At 72.8% G+C, this 18,614-nt stretch carries 17 protein-coding genes; 4 read left to right on the top strand and 13 right to left on the bottom strand.

Going from position 1 to position 18,614, the window contains the following annotated elements; genetic code table 11:
• Positions 1-174: 174 nt before the first annotated feature.
• The 4 genes from ABT147_RS13315 to ABT147_RS13330 all read right to left on the bottom strand — a co-directional run bounded on the left by ABT147_RS13315 (position 175) and on the right by ABT147_RS13330 (position 2,801).
• Positions 175-1,038, bottom strand: a complete 864-nt coding sequence (locus ABT147_RS13315) for a helix-turn-helix transcriptional regulator (RefSeq protein ID WP_351405150.1) — start codon at positions 1,036-1,038, stop codon at positions 175-177.
• Between the two features lie 294 nt (positions 1,039-1,332).
• Positions 1,333-1,920 (bottom strand): nuclear transport factor 2 family protein, encoded by a 588-nt coding sequence (locus ABT147_RS13320; protein ID WP_351405151.1) that lies wholly within the window; start codon positions 1,918-1,920, stop codon positions 1,333-1,335.
• A 48-nt stretch (positions 1,921-1,968) separates the two neighbouring features.
• The gene (locus tag ABT147_RS13325) at positions 1,969-2,289 is read right to left on the bottom strand and encodes a helix-turn-helix domain-containing protein (RefSeq protein WP_351405152.1); all 321 of its coding nucleotides are present in this window, start codon (positions 2,287-2,289) and stop codon (positions 1,969-1,971) included.
• Positions 2,286-2,801, bottom strand: a complete 516-nt coding sequence (locus ABT147_RS13330) for an acyl-CoA dehydrogenase family protein (RefSeq protein ID WP_351405153.1) — start codon at positions 2,799-2,801, stop codon at positions 2,286-2,288. Before ABT147_RS13330 ends, ABT147_RS13325 begins: the two co-directional genes overlap by 4 nt.
• Before the next feature lie 444 nt (positions 2,802-3,245).
• On the opposite strand from ABT147_RS13330, the gene ABT147_RS13335 reads away from it, so the two are divergent.
• Positions 3,246-4,115: a helix-turn-helix transcriptional regulator gene (locus ABT147_RS13335; protein ID WP_351405154.1), complete on the top strand. Its 870-nt coding sequence runs from the start codon at positions 3,246-3,248 to the stop codon at positions 4,113-4,115.
• A 98-nt stretch (positions 4,116-4,213) separates the two neighbouring features.
• Here the strand turns inward: ABT147_RS13335 and ABT147_RS13340 are convergent, their stop codons facing one another.
• From ABT147_RS13340 to ABT147_RS13350, 3 genes are all read right to left on the bottom strand, one after another.
• Entirely contained in the window at positions 4,214-5,263 is a 1,050-nt protein-coding gene (locus ABT147_RS13340; RefSeq protein WP_351405157.1) for a glycoside hydrolase family 5 protein, read from the bottom strand.
• A gap of 166 nt (positions 5,264-5,429) precedes the next feature.
• Entirely contained in the window at positions 5,430-6,677 is a 1,248-nt protein-coding gene (locus ABT147_RS13345; protein ID WP_351405159.1) for an LmeA family phospholipid-binding protein, read from the bottom strand.
• A 75-nt stretch (positions 6,678-6,752) separates the two neighbouring features.
• Positions 6,753-7,466: a DinB family protein gene (locus tag ABT147_RS13350; protein ID WP_351405161.1), complete on the bottom strand. Its 714-nt coding sequence runs from the start codon at positions 7,464-7,466 to the stop codon at positions 6,753-6,755.
• Between the two features lie 280 nt (positions 7,467-7,746).
• On the opposite strand from ABT147_RS13350, the gene ABT147_RS13355 reads away from it, so the two are divergent.
• A complete protein-coding gene (locus ABT147_RS13355; RefSeq protein WP_351405209.1) occupies positions 7,747-9,045 on the top strand; it encodes a cytochrome P450 in 1,299 nt (432 codons plus the stop codon).
• A gap of 104 nt (positions 9,046-9,149) precedes the next feature.
• On the opposite strand, the gene ABT147_RS13360 is transcribed toward ABT147_RS13355, so the two are convergent.
• The 5 genes from ABT147_RS13360 to ABT147_RS13380 form a co-directional block, all read right to left on the bottom strand.
• Positions 9,150-9,854, bottom strand: coding sequence for a M15 family metallopeptidase (locus tag ABT147_RS13360; protein WP_351405164.1), 705 nt, complete (start codon positions 9,852-9,854; stop codon positions 9,150-9,152).
• A gap of 113 nt (positions 9,855-9,967) precedes the next feature.
• Complete coding sequence (locus tag ABT147_RS13365; RefSeq protein ID WP_351405166.1) at positions 9,968-10,684, bottom strand: CHAP domain-containing protein; 717 nt, start codon at positions 10,682-10,684, stop codon at positions 9,968-9,970.
• A gap of 142 nt (positions 10,685-10,826) precedes the next feature.
• Positions 10,827-13,973 carry an AfsR/SARP family transcriptional regulator gene (locus tag ABT147_RS13370; RefSeq protein WP_351405168.1) on the bottom strand — a complete coding sequence of 1,049 codons (3,147 nt, stop codon included), beginning with the start codon at positions 13,971-13,973 and terminating at the stop codon, positions 10,827-10,829.
• 229 nt (positions 13,974-14,202) lie between these two features.
• A complete protein-coding gene (locus tag ABT147_RS13375; RefSeq protein ID WP_351405170.1) occupies positions 14,203-14,910 on the bottom strand; it encodes a B3/B4 domain-containing protein in 708 nt (235 codons plus the stop codon).
• 106 nt (positions 14,911-15,016) lie between these two features.
• The gene (locus tag ABT147_RS13380; protein ID WP_351405172.1) at positions 15,017-15,676 is read right to left on the bottom strand and encodes an FMN-binding negative transcriptional regulator; all 660 of its coding nucleotides are present in this window, start codon (positions 15,674-15,676) and stop codon (positions 15,017-15,019) included.
• Between the two features lie 180 nt (positions 15,677-15,856).
• Here ABT147_RS13380 and ABT147_RS13385 point away from each other — a divergent pair, with 180 nt between their 5' ends.
• Positions 15,857-16,441, top strand: coding sequence for a helix-turn-helix domain-containing protein (locus ABT147_RS13385; RefSeq protein ID WP_351405211.1), 585 nt, complete (start codon positions 15,857-15,859; stop codon positions 16,439-16,441).
• A gap of 64 nt (positions 16,442-16,505) precedes the next feature.
• On the opposite strand, the gene ABT147_RS13390 is transcribed toward ABT147_RS13385, so the two are convergent.
• On the bottom strand, positions 16,506-17,618 hold the full coding sequence (locus tag ABT147_RS13390) for an NAD(P)-dependent alcohol dehydrogenase (protein ID WP_351405173.1): 1,113 nt from the start codon (positions 17,616-17,618) through the stop codon (positions 16,506-16,508).
• A 105-nt stretch (positions 17,619-17,723) separates the two neighbouring features.
• On the opposite strand from ABT147_RS13390, the gene ABT147_RS13395 reads away from it, so the two are divergent.
• Positions 17,724-18,527 carry an SDR family NAD(P)-dependent oxidoreductase gene (locus ABT147_RS13395; protein ID WP_351405175.1) on the top strand — a complete coding sequence of 268 codons (804 nt, stop codon included), beginning with the start codon at positions 17,724-17,726 and terminating at the stop codon, positions 18,525-18,527.
• Positions 18,528-18,614: the final 87 nt, after the last annotated feature.

The raw sequence follows: 18,614 nt of genomic DNA on the forward strand, positions 1-18,614 counted from the left end.
AGCCGCCCGGTGACTGCCGGGCGGCTTCCGTCGTTTCGGATCGGCGAAATCAGGGCCCGCGTCGGACCGTTGTCACGAAGAAGGCCGAGGCCACCATGAGGGCGAACGCGGACGCGGACGCGTGGTCGCGCCGGGTCCATGGGGCACTCCCAGCCGTGTGCCCTATGCCGGTGCTCAGGGCAGCAGGCCCAGACGGCGGGCCGTCACGACGGTCTCCATCCGTGTGTGACAGCCGAGCCTGCGCATGGCGCTGCGGAGGTAGCTCTTCACGGTCTCGGCCCGGAGGCCGAGTTCGTCGGCCACGTCGGCGTTGGTCCGCCCCAGCGCGACGCAGGACAGTACGTCGAGTTCGCGGGACGAGAGGCTGCTGAGGGGGTGGGAGGCGGGCGCTCCGGCGTCGGCCAGCTTGTCGCACACCCCGATGACCCGGTCGCGCAACGCGTCGTCCGTGAGCTGTTGGGCGAGGATCCGCAGCTCCGCGTACGCCTCGCGAATGGTCTCCCACCGGTGGGACGTGAGGCCCGCGGGCCGGCCGGCGGCCTCCGTGGGCTCGTTCAGGGCGTCGAGGCGGCGTACCACCTCGTCCCGTACCGCCAGGTTCTGTTCCAGGCCCCGGGCGGCCTGCATGACCGCGTCGACCGTCCGGTCGCCCAGGGCCACGGACCGGCGCACAGCGCCGTACATGACCGCCCGTACCGCCCGGTTCACCACCACGGGTGCGGCCACGACGGCGTGGATGCCCTCGGCGGCGACCATGAGGTCGTAATGGTGGCTGATCTGTCTGGAGTTGGCGTAGTCGTTGACAGCGATGGGGCGGTGCAGGGCCACCACCTTGCCGCCGAGGCCCATGCCGAATCCGAGGGTCAGTCCGAACAGGGCGTTGGTGGAGTTGCCCGTGAACTCGGTGAGCTGGGCGTGCCGGCCCCTCACCACGACGCCGCCGAAGGCGAGGTCCACGTCGGCGGAGTCCCGTAACGCGGTGATGCCACGCTTGACCTGGCGGTCGTCGTCCGGAGTGGGGGGTGATTTCACTGTCATGCGGCTACCTCGATCTGCCCGGGGCAGGGATACGCCCCCTGCCCGTACATACCCGGGCTCCGTGCGGGAGTGGTGCTTGTTGTGCGTCTGCTGAGTACGTGAATTAGTACGTGAACCAGGGGTTTTCGACTCTCCCGAACGCGGAGTTCGGGGTGCGCCGAGCCGCTCGGGGTACGGCGGCGGCAGTGTGCCGAGCCCCCGGTACCAGCCCCATGCGCAGTCCTGCGGCGCCGACCCGCCGTACCCGCGCCGGCCGTCCTCGGTGAACATGCTCTCTGCAACCATGTTCCGTCCTTATCCGGCGCTGGGGGACACGAGGACGCGGTCCTCGGTCCAGTCGACGGTCACTACCCGGCGGGCGAAACGCCATCTGCCCGCCGTACGCCGGTAGGAGTCCCGGTAGCGGATGGACCGCACCCGCATCCTGTGCCCGGCCTCGGCGGGGCGGATCTCGTGCGCCAGACAGTACGTCTCGCCCGTGGCGCTGTCCCCGGACAGCGTCACCGTGTGGTTGCCGACGAAGTGCGTGGTCACGACGCACGGCTCCAGCACGGACAGCGCGCTCGCCCAGCCGTCGCGCCCGTCGAACACGAGGGGCCTACGGCCGGTGCCGGGCGGGAGGTTCATGATCAGCTCGGCGTCCTCGTCGAAGAGCGACGCGAACAGCCTCGTGCTCCGCCGGTCCAGGGCGGAGGCGTAGGTGTCGACGAGGAGGCGCAGGTCCAGCCGGTCCCTTACGTCCTGCCAGCCGTCGACCGGGTCGGCGGAGAGAGGGGAGGAAAGGGGAGAGAAAGCAGAGAAAGGGGAGAAGGGGGAGAGAGGGGAAGGACCGGGGGTGGGGGTGGGGGCGTGGGGTTCGCCGAGGTCGTTCGCATGGGTCACGTGTTCCGCCAGGCGGGAGTGGGGGTCGTCGTCTTCCGTGGTGCGGGGTCAGCCGTCCGGGGGCTTCGCGGCCACGGGCAGGGGGAGGCCCAGGCCGTGGATGATCCGTTCGCCGAGCGGCTGGAGGAGTGCGTACAGCCGGTGCGCGCGCGGTGTGCCGAGGGCGGTCCAGGGTGCCGAGGCGAAGCGGTCGGTGAGGGCCTCGACGGCGTCCCCGGCCGCGCGGCCCCATGGGGGGAGGTTCCCGGCGGAGTCGAGCAGCCTCCGGGCGCGGAGCCGCCGCTCGCCCTCGGCCCACTCCTCGTCGGTCCAGCCCCGGCGTGCCCGGATGCTCTCGCGGACCTCGCCGCCCGCCGCGGTGATCGTCACGACAGGCCCCGCTTGTCGATCTCGTCGGCGACCATGAGCCGTTGGGCCTCGGTGGTGCCCATCCGGATCCGGTAGCCGTCGGGTGTGCGCTCCGCGACGGTGGCGATACGCCGGGGGGCGGAGCCGGCGTCCGGTTCGGTGAGGGCCCCGGCCCCGAAGCGCTCACCCCGGATCTCCGGCAGGAGATACCGCTCGCGCTGCTCCGGGGTGGAGGCGAGCGGGGCGGCGGCGGTCGGCCGCCACACGGCGGCCCACAGAGCGTCGGTGAGTGTCCCGAGCTCCTCCTCCACGGTGACCTGCTCGACCCGGCTCGGCCCCGCGCCTCCCCAGGCGACCGGCGCGTTCGTCGCCTGCGGACCACTGGCCGGCGCGGTCCGCCGCAGGGCGGCTCTGCTCTGCGGGCCCAGACCGTTGTCGGCCTCGCGTTCGTCCTCGTGGACCGCGCTGCCGCGAGCGAGTTCTACAGCGCTTTCCCTGAGTTCGGCGAGACGTGGAGAGTGCGAGAAGTCCATGGGGCGCCTCTCTGTGCGCGCAAGCTCGGTGCTGCCGGTGGACACGCGACGGCCTCGCGTCCAGCGGGCCTTGGGTCGGACGGGGGAGGGGGAGGCGGGGCTCGCGCCCGGCCCGGCCGGAGCCGGGAGCGGCCTGTCGCTGGCACCACCATGGGGTAAACCGGTCCGCCCAGCTACCCCCGTCTGAGGGGGAGACGCGGGGCGACGGCTACTGAACGCCGGGTCAGAACACCGTGGACCGGACCGCGGGGCCGGAAGGGGGCTCGGAGGCCCGCGCGACGTGTGCACGTGTCACCTCACGACAGAACTGACAGATCGTCAATTATGTTTCCGCTGTGCGCCCTTGACGTACTTGAACCCTTGAATAACTGTTCTTCTGACGACGGGGGAGTCGACCACAGCGAAGTGTCCCCACTGTCGGTCAGGTGAGGAGTCGACCCGGCCGTGTTACCGGCGGAAGACAGCGAAGAGGCCGCGGCCGCCCGCGCCGCGGTCCTGGCTCTGCGCAGGGAGAGCGGGATGCCCGTCGCCGGGGCGGCCTGGGTCGTCGGCCCGCGAAAGCTGCGCATCAGCGAGACGAGCGGGGTGAGGTCACGCGACCGCCGGGGGATGTCCGTGCCGGCGGGCACCGGACTGATCGGCAAGGTGCTGACGACCGGCCGGCCGGCGGCGGTCAGCGACTACCTGTCGGCACGGCAGATCAGCCACGAGCACGACTCCTTCGTCGAGGCCGAGGGCGTGCGGGCGATGGCTGCGGCGCCGGTGATCGTGGGCACCACCGTCCGGGCCGTTCTCTTCGTGGCGTCACGGGACGCGGTACGCCTCGGCGACCGTGTGCTGACCGCGGTGACGCAGGCGACACGCGACCTGGAGCAGTTCCTCGCCTCCCACGAACAGGTCCACCGGCTGCTGTCGGAGGCCCGGGCCGCCGTACGCGACGGCACCGCGCCCCGCGACGGCTCCGCCCTGGAACGCGTCCACGAAGCCCACGCCGAACTGCTGGACCTCACCGCGACACTCGGCGACAGCCACCTCAGGGAACGCTTCCACGAGGTGTGCCGCCTGCTGGAACAGGGCTGCTGCGCCGACGTGCCCGAGGGGCCGCCGCCGGAGCAGGCGGCGCGACTGTCCCCCCGCGAACTCGACGTCCTCACCGCCGTCGCCGCGGGCTGCACCAACCTCGACATCTCCGACCGGCTCGACATCGGCCTGGAGACCGTGAAGGGCTATCTGCGCTCGGTCATGCGCAAACTCGGCACCACCACCCGCTTCGAAGCGGTCAACGCGGCACGACGGGCGGGGCTGCTGCCGTGACCTGCGACTCCCTCCCGGGTCCGGCTGCCCCGAGGCACCGGACCCGGGAGGGAGTCACCGCGGCTGTCGCGGCGCGGCCGCCGCTTCTTCCGCCGCCCCTACTTCTTCGTCTTCCAGGCCCAGTGCAGACGGTCGAGCCCGCTCTGGTTGTTGACCTTCAGGCTGAGGCGGGTGCCCGTGCCCTGGAGGGTGGTGAGGGAGTAGGTGTCACCGTTGCGCAGGCCGGGCCAGTAGACCGAGCCGAGGCGCAGCTCCCGGATGATGTCGGTCGCGGCCTGGATGTAGGCGACCTCGTTGGAGCCGTTGACCGGGCCGTTGTAGTCCAGGCCGGTGGTCATGGAGGCGCCGAACTCGTCGAGGATCGTCCGCGAGGCGCAGTTGCCGATGCGCTCCTTGAAGTCCGCCTTCCACTGGTCGACGCTGGTCCAGTCGGTGTGCCAGAAGCCGTAGTTGTGCAGGGCGATCCGGGTGCCGTCGAGACGGCTGTCGGCGCAGACCGGCTTGACGTCCTCGCTGTACTTGATGCCGCCGACGAGGACCCGGTCGCGTGGGACGGAGCGGTGCGTGGTCAGCCAGCGCGCGGCCACGTCCCGCCACTCCTGGGAGGTGTAGCCGAACGGCTCGTTCATCGGCTCGAAGTACACCTGGGAGTCCCGGCCGTAGGCGGACGTGATCCGTGCCCACATACGGTCCCAGGAGGCTTGGTCGTCGATCTTGCCGTCCTTGGCGTTGTCGGCCTCCCAGTAGCCCAGGATGACCTTGAAGCCCTTGTCGGAGGCGGCGTCGATCGCGGCCCGGTACGACTTCCAGAACGGGCCGTTCACGGACGTGGGGTTCACCGGCAGCCGGACCGTGTTGGCGCCGAGCTTGGCGAACCCGCCGATGATCGCCCGGGACTTGGCGTAGGCCGTGGCGTAGCTGTCGGAGGTGGACAGGCCGGAGGGCACGACCGCGTCGTCGGCGTAGTTGTCGCGCGGATCGGCCCAGTTGACGCCGCGGAAGTCGCTGACGGGCGGCGGCGAGGCATGGCGGGAGACGGCGGCCGAGGGTGCGGCGGACGCGGGGGCGGCGAGGAGTCCGCCGAATGCCGTGACGCCGGCCAGCGACGCCGCGAGGCAGGCCTTCCCGCGATGGTTCGTGAGTGGCACCGGATCCCTTTCTGGGCAGTTGCGTCCGCGAAACCCCGAAGTGCGGGCCGGCGGCTCTGTGGCTCCCGCAAACTAGAAGAGATCTCGAACAGAGGTCAACACATCTGCACACCAAATTTCATCAAGAACACAGAGCCGGCGGAACCGAGACGCGGAACCAGCGGAACTACGAGCCGCCCACGGCCAGTTCCGAGCCCGTGAGCCGTACCCGGATGCCGTCCTCCTCCACGCGGACGTCCCGCAGCCGGATGCTCCCCCGCTCGGGCTCGGGGAGTTCGAAGGACAGGGACAGCCGGTCGGCGAGGACGGGATGGGTGAGCCGGGACAGGGCGTCGAGGAGGTCGGGGTCCAGGCCCAGACGGCGCAGCAGGTCGGGGTTGTCGAGGGCCAGATCGATGAGGTTGAGGCCCTGGGCCTGGCGGGCGAAGCGCGGGGAGCCGGTCAGTTCGGCGAGCCTGCCGTCGTCGCTCAGGGCCTCGCGGGCGGTCGCGTCGGACATCCCCAGCCGCTGCACGATCGCCGGGACCGACAGCAGCGCCTTCGCCTTACGGGTCTCCCGGGCGAGGTCGGCGGACGCCTTCGGCGTCAGATGCAGACCGTCCGAGGGGCGCGTACCGGGCCGGTACGTGGCCAGGTCCCCGATGTCCAGGCGCATCCCGCCGATCTCCGTGGCGATGCCCCGCTCGCCCTGCCGCTGGATCGTGGCCTCGGCGCGCAGCCGCAGATCGCGCCCGGCGACCGGCAGCGTGCCCCGCGCCCGGACCCGGTCACGGCCGTCACCGGTGAACGTCACCTGGGACGCGCCGAGTTCGCGGTTGAGATCGGCGAACGACAGCAGGACGTCGCCGTCGAGCCGTGGCACACGGGCACCGCGTACGGAGGTGAGGCCGTCGGCCTCCAGCCGTATGTCATGGGCGGTGGCCGACACCTTCGCCAGCGACACCCGGTCCGCCGCCACGTCCGGCACGGTCAGCCGTACCGAGTCCAGCCGCTTCCCGGCGAGTTGGGTGAGGAAGGGGAACCCGCCGATCTCCACCTCGGGCGCCGCGGCCAGGTCCAGCCGCTCCTCCAGGGCGTCCGCGGCCCTGTGCTCCGCGTACAGCAGGGCCCACCGGTCGGCGAGGGCCACGAAGGAGGCGAGGACGACCAGGCCCACCACCGCCTTCACCGCGAGCGGCAGCCCGGCGAAACGGCCACGCCGGCGCCGGCCGCCCCGCCGGTGGACGGGCGGGGTCCACTCCGGCTCCTCCTCCGGCTCGTCCCGTCCGGTCGCGTCCTCGTCGAAGAACTCCTCCAGCGAGGTCACTTCCAGTGGGCCGTCGTCGAGGGTGCCGAGTTCCTCGTAGGGGTTGCGGGGCATGTCGGAGCGGTCGTACGGCGGTTGATGCGGATCTGTGCGGTGGGGGGAGCGCATCGTCTCATCCGAACACGCGCACCACCCCCGACCGCAACCTGAACCCCGGCGATGCGATGTAGTTCACGATCGCGATCAGACGGCGGGACGGGCCTGCCACAGGTCGCGGAGCACGGCGATCTCGGCCATGTGATGGATGAATTCGAGATTGGTCCCCGACAGGACGCCGACGAACGGGTCGTCGGGTGCGGAGCCGTACGGGTACTGCGAGAAGCCGACCGTGTCGAGTTGCTCGTCGGTGACGGTGGCGACGCTGTCGCGCCAGCGGTCGACCGCCGGCCAGAACCGGTCGAGTGCCGAGGCGGCGGACGGGGTGAAGTCGACCGCCAGCTTGGGATCCTGGCGCCGTTCGCCGAAGGTCCACTCCCAGCCGCCCGCGAACTGGACGTGCAGATGCGCCAGTCGCCACGCGATGGTCGTCACCGGCGTCCGGTCGGGCTCCGGCGCGCCGGTGTGGGCGAGGACCTGCTCGACCCGCTCGACGCTCACACTCCAGTCGTCGGCGATCCGCGCGACGGTCATGCCGTCGGCGGCCTGGCGGGCGACCTCGGCGTACTCGCTCGCCGGGATGTCCGGGGCACCCAGGTCGAGCACCCACTCGCCCGGCCCGAACGCCCGGGGTGTCGTCGCCTCGCCCCGGCGCCGGACCGACCAGCACCCGGGCACCGGCTCCCACAGATACTCCTCGTCGCCGAGCCCCGTCAGCCGCACCTGGGCCATCTCCCGGGCCTGGTCGAACTGATCGAGCAGTAAGCCCAGACGGCCGGTCCCCGCGTCCTCGGTCTCCACCCCTGGCTCCCTTCGCGGTCGTGTCTCGTGTCTCAACCCTCGACTGCTGCGCTCAGGCGGAAGCTAGCGGCCCATCTCGCGGTAGGCGAACGGATTTCGAGACTGCGCGTTCAGGCCGCCCCCGCCCCTGCCTCCGTCCCCGCCCCTGCCTCCGCCCCGCCCCGGTCTCCGCCTCCGGTCGGCTGTCACCGATTGTCGCCGTTCCCGTACAGTCCGTGCTGCAAGGGCACGGTTCGCCGGCCGACTCAGCGGTCGATCAGGGGGAAGACACATGGGCCATATGGACACCGAGGCGGGCAAGCCGGTCCCCGAGGCCGAGCCGGGGCTGGTGGAGCGGTGGCGTTCGGGGGGAGGCGAACTGGTCGCCCTGCTGACGCAGGTGCGCGAACAGCTCGGCGGTGTCGCGGCGTTCCGCCTCGGCCCGGCACCCACGGTGCTCGTCACGGACCCGACGGCGGTGCAGCACGTCCTCGCCCGGCGCCCGGAGCGCTACGTCAAGCGTTCGCACCGCGCCCGGCTGCTGATCGGCGACGGTCTCCTGGCCGCCACCGGCACGGCGTGGAAGCGGCAACGCCGGCTGCTGCAGTCCCAGTTCACCGGCACCGGGATGCGCCGATACGAACAGCGGATCACCGCAGCCGCCCGGACCACCGCGGACCGCTGGGACGCGTACGCCCGTACCGGGCAGACCTTCGACGTCGGCCAGGAGATGCGCCGCTTCGCCCTGGACACCATCTGGCGCTCCCTCACCGGCCACCCCCTCGACGACGAGACCGGGCGCGAACTGGCCGCCGTGGAAGCCGTGGCCGCCGCCCTGCCGACCCTGCCCGCCGACGCCGTCGAGGCCCGGGACGCCGTCGCCGCCGACCTCGCCCGGATCGACGCGGTGGCCCGGCACGCCATCGAGGCCGCACGCGGCGGGGCGGCGGGCCCCGAGGGGCCGGGCCTGCTGCACGTCCTCACCGACGCCGCCACCGAGCGCCCCGAATACACCGACCAGTTGATCCGCGACGAGTTCGTCACCCTGCTCGTGGCCGGACACGAGACCACCGCGACCACCCTGACCTGGCTCCATCTGCTGATCGACCGGCACCCCGAGGCCCGCGAACAGGCCCTCGCCGCCGGTCCCGACGGCTCGGCGGAACGCCGTCAGGCTCTCCAGGCCCTGGTCCACGAGACGCTCCGGTTCTACCCGTCCGCCTGGATCCTGCCCCGCCACGCCGCGGAGGACGACACCCTCGCCGGCCACACCATCGAGGCGGGCACCGACATCCTGGTCTGCCCGTACCTCACCCACCGCGATCCCGAACTGTGGCCGGACCCGGACCGCTTCGACCCCCGCCGCTTCACCACCCCGGACGGCCGTCCCACCCACCCGGGCGCCTACTACCCGTTCGGCATCGGCCCCCGCGCCTGCCTCGGCCTTCAGTTCGCGCTCCGCGAATCGACCGTCCTGCTCGAACACCTGCTGCCGGCCCACACCCCGGCGTTCCGCTCCACCCCCACGAGAACCGTCCACGGCATCACCGTCCGCCCCGACGGCCCCACCCCCGCGACCCTGGAACCGTCACTCGGCTGACGGAAGCGGGGTGCCGGGCCCCTGTCAGCAGTCGGAGCGGTGGCCGGCGTCCTAGATGTGGCCGGGGTACCGATACACGGCACGCGGCCCGGGCTTCACCGGGCTCAGGCGTTCGCGGGGCCGTAGCGGGCGGTCGCGGCGCCGGTGGCCAGGGCCCAGTAGCGGTCGCCGTAGGACCAGTGCCACCACTGGGCGGGGTAGTTGGTGAGACCGGCCGTGGTGAGGGCGGCGGAGAGGGTACGGCGGTTGCGGCGGGCGGTGGCCGTGATGTTCGGGGCCGCCGTACGGCAGGCGCCCTCGCTCTCCTCGGGGCTCGCGTTCACCGGGGTGCCCAGGTCCAGTTCGACGCCGTCGGCGGTGCACAGGGTCAGATCGACGGCGGCGCCCGCGACATGCGGGCCCATCTCCGGCGGAGACAGCGACCGGCTCGTCCGGGTGCGCGGATACGACTCAGTGCGCGCATACGACTCCGTGCACGCACACGACTCCGTGCGCGCACACGACTCCGGCCGGTCCGGGTGGCAGGCGCGCGGCTCGGCCTCGTACCGGTCGAGGTACCGCTGCTGCGGGGCGAGCGGGCGGTAGCCCTCCGTGACCAGCAGGCACAGGCCCTCGGGCAGCAGCCGGGCGGCGCGGGCCAGCCGCCAGACGACACCCTCGCGCAGAAGGGCGTAGGCGCCCGCCGGGTCGGCGAGCCGGGTGTCGACGCGGAGGAACGGCAACTCCCGCAGATCCACGAGGGGTTCGTGGGACTCGTGGACCGGGATTCCGGCCACCCGGGGGTCGTTCATGAGGATGATCTCTGACATCTCAGTCCTGTGGGAGGTGGCGCGACGCACCGAGACGCCCCCGGGACCGGTCCGACGACCGGTCCCGGGGGCTCCCCCGTGAGTGCCTGGCTCTCGTCGAACGCCGCCCGCCGCTACTTCCTGGGCGTCACATAGCCGACGACGTCGCCGGCCTTGGTGTTGTACCGGGTGCGCTTGTACACGCCCTCGGTGCCGCCGTTGCCGGACTTGGTGGTGTTGCCCTCGATGGTGGTCAGGGTCTTCGTCCTGGCGTTGTAGCCGACGACGATGCCGATGTGGTCGACGTCCCAGCCGTTGGTCCCGAGGCTGGGCGTGCCGCCGTCCCAGTCGTAGAGCACCGCGTCGCCGATCTTCGGGACGTAGGAGCCCCGGGCGTGCCAGGTGCCGATGGAGTTGCGGGCCCGGTAGAACGAGCCGGCGAAGGCGTCGGTGTTCTTCGTGCGGGCGCCGGAGTTCTTCCAGACGTAGCGGACGAAGTCGGCGCACCAGTTGTTCGTGCGCCACTGCAGGCCGCCGACCTTCTTGCACCGGCCGACGACACCGCTCTTCGGGTCGGTGGCGACGGCGCTGTAGTAGTTGCAGTTGCCGGCCTTCTCGCGGTTGCGCGGCGACAGGCCCACCTGCTGCTGAGCCCTGTCCTTGATGGCCGTCTGGAGCGAGACCGCCGCGGCGGAGGCCGACCCCGACGACGAGGTCGAGGCCGAAGCCGCCCCCGTGGTGAGTGCTCCGCCCGCGAGGGCCGAGATCAGCAGAAGAGTGGTGGCGGCGCGCCGCGCGGACGCCTTGGTCGTACCGGACCTGGTCGTACTGGACTTGGTCGTGCTGGACATCGGAAGTCCTTTCCCCGTTGAATCCCCGTTGGCGCCGGGGGAGTTCGGGCTGCTCCCGTTCCCCTCCGACACCAAGAAGCTTCGCGGGGCCCCCTACAACTTCCCTTCAGGTCCTCTTCACTTCCCGCGGCCACCCTTGAAGCTACGACCACGACTCCCGTGCCTCGTGCGCCTCGTACGCCGTGAACACCTCGCGCGCCTCCTCCCGCAGAGCGAGAGCCCCCTTCTCGTCGCCGAGGCGGTCCCGCAGTTCCGCTAGGGAGCGCAGGGTGCGGGCCCGGGGCAGCGGGAGCCGCAGGATGTCCCAGAGAGCGACCGACGTGGTGAGGTGGGTCTCCGCGTCCGTCAACCGCCCGTCCGTCAGGGCGCATTCGCCGAGGGTGCGCCGGACCAGGGCCTCGCCCCACCGGTCGCCGTACGTCCGGCACACATCGAGCAGACCGTCCAGGTCGGCCGCCGCCTCGCGGGTGCGCCCCAGCCGCAGCCGGGCCTTCGCGCGGGCCTGGGCGGCGTACGCGCTCATCAGGCGGTCGCCGAACTCCCGGAGAATCGCCAGGGACCGGCCGGAGAGCTCCTCGGCCTCCGCGTACTCGCCGAGCGCGCGGTGCAGCAGCCCGTACGACCGCAGGGCGAGCGCCTCGCCTCGCCGGCTGCCGAGCCGGCGGTAGGCGGCCAGGGACTCGTCGAGGAGGACACGGGCGGTGGCGTACTCGCCGAGTTCGACGTGGACCGACCCGGCGAGACGGCAGGCGAGGCCGAGCCCCGCCGTGTCGTCGAGCCGTCTGAAGTCGTCGATGGCGCGGGTGAGTTCACGGGCGGAGTCCCGTAGCCGGCCCTGTTCGCGGTAGGTGCCGCCCAGGCCCGCGAGGGCCGCCGCGTGCCCTCGGGTGTCGCCCAGCTCGGCGCAGAGCCGGACCGCCTGCCGGTAGTGGTCCACGGACTCGGTGAAGACGTCCTGTTCGTAACGGAGTTGACCGAGGCCGATGAGGAGCAGAGCCTCCCCGGCGCGGTCCTCGGCCCGGCGTACGGCGGCGAGCGCGGCCTCATGGGTGCGTGACCACGAGTCGAAGCGGTTGTCGACGATGTAGGCGGACGAGCACAGGGTGACGGCGGCCTCGCGGGCGAGCGCGTGCAGGTCCATGGCGGCGGCGCGCTCGACGGCGGCGGCGATCGCGCCGGCCTCCGCCTCGAACCACGCGGTCGGGTCGGCCAGCACCTGCCGGGCGGCCCGTTCGCCGACCGGCCACAGTGTGCTCGGGTCCTGGAGCACCACCTCCCCGGAGGGCCCCGCGGCGGTCGCCCGCGCGGTGAGCCACAGCCAGCCGCCGAGCGCCCGCCCGAGAGCGGCGGCCCGCTCGGCGCGCGGTTCCTCCGCCTCCGCGCGCTCGGCCGCGTACACCCGGACCAGGTCGTGCAGCCCGAAACGCGGCTGCCTGGCACGGTCGACGCCGGTGAAGTGCAGCAACTGCGCGTCGATGAGCCGGTCCACGACGTTCTCGGCGTCCTCCGTCTCCGGCAGGTCCAGCAGCGCGGCCACCGTCCAGGCGGCCACGTCGGGCGCGCCGAGCAGACCGAGGCGCCGCAGGGCGGTGCGGCCGAGGGGGTCGAGGGCGTCGTAGCTGAGGCCGAGTCCGGTGCGGACCTCCAGATCGCCGACGGCAAGTTCGTCGAGGCGGCGGCGTTCGTCGTCGAGGCGGTCGGCGAGCATCCGGGGCGTCCAGTGGCGGCGGGTCGCCAGGCGGGCTCCGGCGATCCGCAGGGCCAGCGGCAGCCCGCCGCACAGGGCGACGATCCGGCGCGCCGCCCCGGGGTCGCTCCGGACCTGCCCGTCCCCGGCGATCCGGGCGAGGAGGTCGATCCCCAACTCGTCGTCCAGCACGTCGAGTCCGGTACGGGCCGCGCCGCCGAGGCCCGCCAGCCGGGCACGGGACGTGATCAGCACACCGCAGCTCGCGCTCCCCGGCAGCAGTGGCCGTACCTGCGCCTCGCTGCCCGCGTCGTCGAGGACCAGCAGTACTCGGCGCCGGGCGAGCAGGCTGCGGAACAGGTCGCCGCGTTCGGCGGGGCCGTCGGGCGGTTCGGTGCCCAGCGCGCGCAGCAGCCGGGCGAGCACCTCGGTGGGCGGCACCGGATCGCTGAAGCCGTGCAGTTCGGCGTAGAGCTGGCCGTCGGGGTAGTCGGCGGCGACCCGGTGCGCGACCTGTACGGCGAACGCGGACTTACCGATACCGCCGGGCCCGGACACGACCGCGACCGGCATCGCCTCCCGGGCCCCGGCCAACAGGGCGGACACCTCGTCCAGTTGCTCCTTGCGACCGGTGAAGTCACCGATGGCGGGCGGGAGAAGCGCGGCGCGGGGGAGTGGCTCGGGCCGTGGTCGTACCCGGTCCGGGGCGTCGACATCGCCCTCCGACTCGGAGGCGGGCGGCGGCCGGTGGGACGCATCCGGACGGGGGCGGTCGCCCGGGTGCGGTAGCGGTCGGTTCTTCTCCGGCGCGGCGGACCGTGGTGCGGCGGGTCCTGGTGCGGTGGCCGGCATCAGCTCCGGGTCCGACCGCAGGATCGCCTCGTGCAACTGCCGTAACCCCGGGCCCGGGTCGATGCCCAGCTCGTCGGCGAGTACGGCACGCCCTTCCGCGTACGCCGCCAGGGCGTCGGCCTGCCGGCCCAGACGGTAGAGGGAGAGCATCAGATGCCCGCGCAGCCGCTCCCGGGTGGGATGGGTGCCGACCAGGGCGGTCAGCTCGGCGACCAGGCCCTGTTCCCGGCCGGGTGTGGCGAGGTCGGCGGAGATACGGTCCTCCAGCGCGGCCTGCCGTGCCTCCTCCAACCGCTCGGCCTCGACACGCAGGGCGTCACCGACCCCGCCGAGAGCCGCACCCCGCCACAACTCCAGTGCCTCGCACAGGAGTTGGGAGGCGCCGCGATGGTCTCCGGAGGCCGCGCGATCCCGCCCCGCCGCCGTGAGCCGCTCGAAGTCCCCGAGGTCGATCCGGTCGTGGTCGCTGTTTACGCGCAGCAGATAGCCGGGCGGACGGGTCTCGATCCCGTCGGCCCCGGCGGGCAGCGCGCGCCGCAGTCCGGAGACGTACGTCTGGATCAACGCGCGTGCCGAGTCAGGCGGTTCGTCGCCCCAGACCGTGTCGACGAGTGTCCCGGCGGAGACCACCCGCCCGGGCCGCAGCAGCAACGCGGCCAGCAGGGCGCGGGGTTTGGGCCCGCCGAGCGAGAGACGGCGCCCGCCGGACCAGACCTCGACCGGGCCGAGCAGTCGGTATTCCAGGCTCACAGCGCCCCCGTTTCCGCACCTTAGCGACCCGTGCCCGCACTATTTCGCGTGCATGCCAAGATTGACAGCTCGGCATCGTACGCATCCGGTATCCGCTCGGTCACGGAGGACATGCGGGCCCACGCGAGCGGGCGTCGACCACACCGCGGCGCTCACCGCCGTCACCGAACGTCGAGGACACCGACCTCTCACCCGCGACACGGCACCCGGTCCACCGGGCGCGGGTGGCTCAGAGCGTGGCCAGGGGCTGGGCCGCGCTCAGGTGATGCACGGCCGTCCGGGCGGAGTGCGGGGCGAGCAGGCGCCGCAGCTCCTCCGCCGCGGCCTTGAGGAGGTCGCCGTCGCGGGTGGCGTGGAGGGTTTCGAGGACGAAGGCGACGTGCGTGGAGTCCTCGGTGACGCGGGTGCGGTGGGCGTCGCGGTGGTTCCAGTGGCGGGTCAGGACGTCGGTGGTGTCGGTGTAGATGATCTCGCCGGACTTCGGGGTCTCCACGGTGTCGGGTTCGCCGAGCGGGGTGAAGGACTCGGTGCCGTCCGCGTACCGGATGTCGATGTCGCCGGTGACGTGGTCGAGGTCGAAGGCGCCGGCGGGCAGGCCGTGCCGTACGGAGACGGCGTTGTAGGAGTCGACGGCCGGGTTGATGCGCGGCAGCGTCCCCTTCTTGGCGAGGCGGCGGCCGAGCGCGTCGACGCTGGGGCGGATTCGGCGGGGGTTCGTGCCGAAGGAGCGGTAGGCGGTGTGCCAGGCCTCGATACGGGGGTCGGTCTCGTCGGCCGGGTGCCAGGTGCCGTCGGCGAGCTGCCGCTCCAACTCCTCCAGGGCCGTGACCGTGTCCGGCCAGGGTTCACGGCCGCGCAGACCGGTGGCGGCGACCAGGGCGATGAGGGTGTCGGGGAAGGCGTCCGCGACGGCCGGGGTGATGCGCAGGGCGGGCATGAGCAGGTTTCCGTTTCCAGCGTCTGGGCGAGGGTGGTCGGGCGGTGGGCGGGTCCGGGCCCGCGCGTCGGCGGCGGTCGGCCGGGCACGCGCTCGGGAGCGGGCGTCACGGCTTCCAGGGGCCGATGCGGTCCAGCCGGCGGCGCTGCTGCTGTGCCGTGGGCACGTCGAGGCCCTGGCCGCGCGCGGTGAGCCGGTCGGCGACGGCCGTGCGGTGCTCGACGGGCTTGTGATCGTCGTACTTGAACTTGGCCTGTACGTCGATGACTTCCAGGCGCAGCCCGCGGATACCGGGCAGCATCCGGCCGTAGGGCGGCTGGTCGACGGCGACCGGGGCGTGGTCGCCGTCGGGCTGGAAGTGGGCGAGCTGGCGGCGCAGCAGCTCGGCCTTGGCCTCGGGGTCGTCGACGAGATGGGCCCGGCAGGTGAACTGGACGGCCGTGTAGTAGCTGGTGGGGACGCCGTCGGCGGGCGGGGTGCCGGCGCCCGCGCGCCAGGGGCCCGGGACGAAGGCGTAGTCCCCGAAGACGGTGAACAGGACGTTCGGATCGTGCTCGATCGCCTTCCATACCGGGTTCGGGCGGGCGAGATGAATCAGCAGGTCGCTGCCGCCGTCGGTGAAGTCGCCGGTGAAATGGGTGGGCACGGCGACGGGCGGGTGACCGGGCGGGCCGTTGACGGTCAACTGTCCGAAGTCGTGGCCATCGGCGATCCAGGCCCGCCATTCCGCCACGTCGAGGCCGGCATCCCAGGGCTGGACGAACATGCTGGTCTCCTCGTCCCTCACTGTCGTTATCGTCTACTATCACTGGAACGACCGCACCGTACAACGCAACGACCGGACCGTGTCAACCGAACGACCGCGCGGTGCGCTGTGGTGGTCAATCCTGAGGTCGGGGTTGAGGTCGAGGCCGGAACTGAGGACGAGGACGAGGGCGGAGATCTGATGGTCGAGACGGCGGCGGCCCTGCGGACGGTCGCCCACAACGTCCGGTCGGCCCGCACCCGCGCGGGCCTGTCGCTGGAGGAACTCAGCCGGCGCTCCCAGGTGAGCAAAGGCGCCCTGGTGGCGCTGGAGAAAGCCCAGGGCAACCCCAATCTGGCCACCCTGGTCCGGCTGGCCGACACCCTCGGCATCTCGGTGTCCGCCCTGATGCAGGGGTCGGCCGAGGGACGTGTCCGTGTCGTGGCCGCCGACGGCGTGGCCCCCCTGTGGACCGGCGAGCGGGGCGGTGAGGCCCGGCTGATGCTGACGACCTCGGGCCCGGCGCCGGTCGAGGTCTGGCGCTGGCGGCTGGAGCCGGACGAGGAGTACCCCAGCCATCCCCACCAGGCCGGAGTGGTGGAGACCGTCAGTGTCATCTCCGGCCGGATGACCCTGATCGTCGACGGCACCGAACACGCCCTGGAGGCCGGGCAGACCGCCACGTTCGACGGCGACACCTCGCACACCTATCGAGGCGCCGGCACCGGGACATGCAGCCTGATCATGACGGTCCATCTGCCGCCCGGCCCCGCCTCCACGGCCTGATCGACAGGCCCCTCACGCGGGCAACCTGAGTTCAATTCTGGTCTCCCCCGCGCCGCGACCCGCGTCAGTCGGGGACCAGTACGGCCCGCCCGCGTACCGCTCCCGAACGGAGCGCGTCGATCGCCTCCGAAGCGCGGGACAGCGGGAACCGCTCGGTCGTGACCCTGAGGGCGCCGGAGCGGGCGAGCGCCACGACCCGCTCCAGATCGGGCCGGGTGCCCCAGAACGGCAGCGAGATCCGCAAGCCCGGAGGGAGAGCTCCGGGCTTGCGGACCGTCAGTTCCCCGCCACCGCTGCCGACGAGAACGAGCTCTCCGCCCGCCCGCAGAACGCTCAGCCCCAGCCGCAGCGTGGCGGCGGTGCCGACGAAGTCGAGAACGGCGTCGACGCCCACGTCACCGGCCCGCTTCCGCAGAACATCGGCCGTGTCGGCCCGTACGACCGTGCCGAAGTGCGCGCCGCACTCGTGGGCCAGGGTGATCGCCTCCTCCCGTACGTCCACCGCGAACACCCGGGCGGAGGTGGTGGCCCGGAGGACCTGGACCGCCAGATGCCCCAGACCGCCGACGCCGATCACCGCCACACTCGCCCCGGCCCCGGTACCCCTCTCGCTGTGGCCGCCCCCGGTACCCCTTTCGCTGTCGCCCCCGGTGTCGCCGAGCGTCGGCCGGAGTCCGGCGACGGCGTGATACGAGGTGAGGCCCGCGTCGGAGAGCGGGGCGGCCTGCGTGGGGTCGAGGTCGCCGACCGGTAGCAGGAGGCGCCCGGACGGTACGAGCAGGTAGTCGGCCAGGCCGCCGTCGCGTCCGAGTCCGGCGCCGGTCCCGGTGCGGACCGCGTCGAGCGCGGCGCGCCGGTCGCAGTAGTTCTCCGCGCCGGCCGCGCAGTGCCCGCACCGCCCGCAGCCCCAGGGGCCGTACACGACCACCCGCTCCCCGGCCCTCGGCCCGACGGCGTCCGGGCCCAGCTCCGCCACCCGGCCGGCGACCTCGTGCCCGAGGGTGAAGGGCGGTCGGTAGGGCAGGGCGCCGGGCAGCGCGGCGAGGACGTGCAGGTCGGAACCGCACAGTCCGGCCGCCTCGACCCGCACCAGCACTTCCTCGCCCCTGGGTGCGGGGCGTTCCACTTCGGTGACCGCGGGAGGCCCGCCCCAGTGCGTCAGCCGGACCGCTCTCATCCGCCCTCCCGGCACAGCCTGTTGACACGCACGCCCATGCACGCCACCTTAGCAAAAATGAAGTCAGTTCAGTAGATGGGTGAAGGCGAGCGAAAGCGGGGCTCCATGGGCGACAGAGACGCGGGCCGCGGCCGTTTCGCGGGGCGGGTCGCGCTGGTCACCGGCGCGGGCTCCGGGATCGGCAGGGCGGTCGCCCGCCGGCTGGCCGCCCAGGGTGCCGAGGCCGTCGTCGCGGCTGACATCGACGGCCCGGCGGCCGCATCGGTGGCGCAGGAACTGGCCGGAGGGCACGCGGCGGCGCTGGACGTGGCGGACGCCGACCAGGTCGACCGGGTGGTCGACGAGGTCGTACGGGCGCACGGCCGGCTGGATGTGGTGGTCCACGCGGCCGGCGTCGACGATCCCACCGTGAAGCAGTGGCTGGCCGACGCGGTACTGGCCGGCCGGCCGCCCGAAGTGACGACGCGCCTCGGTGTCGAGGCGTGGCACCGGGTCCTGCGGATCAACCTGGACGGCACCTTCCACGTCCTGCGCGCCGCCCTGCGGGCGATGCGGCCGGGCGGCTCGGGAGCCGTCGTCACCTTCGGCTCCTCCGCGGCCTTCGACGCGCTCACCGGCTATCCGCACTACGCGGCCTCCAAGGCCGGCGTGCACGCGTTGAGCCAGTCCGTGGCCAAGGAGGCCATCGCGTTCGGCGTACGCGTCAACACCGTGGCCCCCGGTCCCACCGAGACCGGAATGGCCGCCCACACCCCGGCGGTGCTGCGCGAGGGCTTCGCCGACCCCCGCGTACGCCCGTACGCCACGCCGGAGGAGATCGCCGACGTCGCGCTGTTCCTGGCGAGCGACGAGGCCGCCAACCTCGTCGGCGCGGTGCTGCTCGCCAACGGCGGCCGGTTCACGGCGTAGCGAGCGGCTCCGGCGCGGAGGCGGGGGCGGCGCGGAGGCGGGGGCGGGGGGGGCCGGGGCGGGGGGGTGCCGCGCCCCGGGGGCCCC

The organism is Streptomyces sp. NPDC001868 (assembly GCF_040297125.1).
Classification (GTDB): Bacteria; Actinomycetota; Actinomycetes; order Streptomycetales; family Streptomycetaceae; genus Streptomyces.

Excerpts from the sequence above, each read along its gene's own strand:
- ABT147_RS13315 (WP_351405150.1), bottom strand. The coding sequence starts at position 1,038 with ATGACAGTGAAATCACCCCCCACTCCGGACGACGACCGCCAGGTCAAG.
- ABT147_RS13330 (WP_351405153.1), bottom strand. The coding sequence starts at position 2,801 with ATGGACTTCTCGCACTCTCCACGTCTCGCCGAACTCAGGGAAAGCGCT.
- ABT147_RS13345 (WP_351405159.1), bottom strand. The coding sequence starts at position 6,677 with ATGCGCTCCCCCCACCGCACAGATCCGCATCAACCGCCGTACGACCGC.
- ABT147_RS13355 (WP_351405209.1), top strand. The coding sequence starts at position 7,747 with ATGGACACCGAGGCGGGCAAGCCGGTCCCCGAGGCCGAGCCGGGGCTG.
- ABT147_RS13360 (WP_351405164.1), bottom strand. The coding sequence starts at position 9,854 with ATGTCAGAGATCATCCTCATGAACGACCCCCGGGTGGCCGGAATCCCG.
- ABT147_RS13365 (WP_351405166.1), bottom strand. The coding sequence starts at position 10,684 with ATGTCCAGCACGACCAAGTCCAGTACGACCAGGTCCGGTACGACCAAG.
- ABT147_RS13375 (WP_351405170.1), bottom strand. The coding sequence starts at position 14,910 with ATGCCCGCCCTGCGCATCACCCCGGCCGTCGCGGACGCCTTCCCCGAC.
- ABT147_RS13380 (WP_351405172.1), bottom strand. The coding sequence starts at position 15,676 with ATGTTCGTCCAGCCCTGGGATGCCGGCCTCGACGTGGCGGAATGGCGG.
- ABT147_RS13385 (WP_351405211.1), top strand. The coding sequence starts at position 15,857 with ATGGTCGAGACGGCGGCGGCCCTGCGGACGGTCGCCCACAACGTCCGG.
- ABT147_RS13390 (WP_351405173.1), bottom strand. The coding sequence starts at position 17,618 with ATGAGAGCGGTCCGGCTGACGCACTGGGGCGGGCCTCCCGCGGTCACC.
- ABT147_RS13395 (WP_351405175.1), top strand. The coding sequence starts at position 17,724 with ATGGGCGACAGAGACGCGGGCCGCGGCCGTTTCGCGGGGCGGGTCGCG.